The sequence below is a fragment of the Streptomyces beijiangensis genome (assembly GCF_017315755.1).
In the GTDB taxonomy this organism is placed as follows: Bacteria; Actinomycetota; Actinomycetes; order Streptomycetales; family Streptomycetaceae; genus Streptomyces; species Streptomyces beijiangensis.
Map to the genome: position 1 here is coordinate 1 of NZ_JAFLRJ010001429.1, position 483 is coordinate 483.

A 483-nucleotide genomic window follows, 5' to 3' on the forward strand; every position below is an offset into this window, starting at 1 on the left:
CTTTTTATCCTGATCTGTAGCTGGCAGGTAACGGTGCTTCATCTTCAGTCTCCTTTCAAGGTCTTGGCAAACTTACGGCTGCCGTTTGTAAAATGGGGTTTTCACGATTTTGGCTTTCAAACGTTTATTTCTGATCTCCACTTCAACTACGGTGTCGAGGGCGCAGGCTTCTTTTTTCAGCAATGCGAGGCCGACGTTTTTCTTTAAAGTCGGCGACTGTGTGCCGGTTGTCACCTCGCCTGCTTGTTCGCCTTGATAATAGACGGCGTATCCGTGTCTTGGAATGCCTTTATCGATCATTTCAAGGCCAACCAGCTTTCTGTCCGCTCCATGTTCCTTTTGGCTTGCCAGGACGGCTTTTCCGATGAAATCCGAGGCTTTGTTCGTTTTGACGGCAAATCCGATGCCGGCTTCGATCGGCGTAATGTCTTTTGAGAGCTCCTGTCCGTAAAGCGGCAGCTTCGCTTCAAACCTCAGCGTATC

The 483-nt window shown here is 49.3% G+C and carries 1 protein-coding gene; it reads right to left on the reverse strand.

Going from position 1 to position 483, the window contains the following annotated elements; all coding sequences use genetic code 11:
• Positions 1 to 72 precede the first annotated feature (72 nt).
• The coding region (locus tag J0695_RS46495; protein ID WP_277990125.1) for a glycine cleavage T C-terminal barrel domain-containing protein at positions 73 to 483 on the reverse strand (411 nt) is incomplete at its 5' end.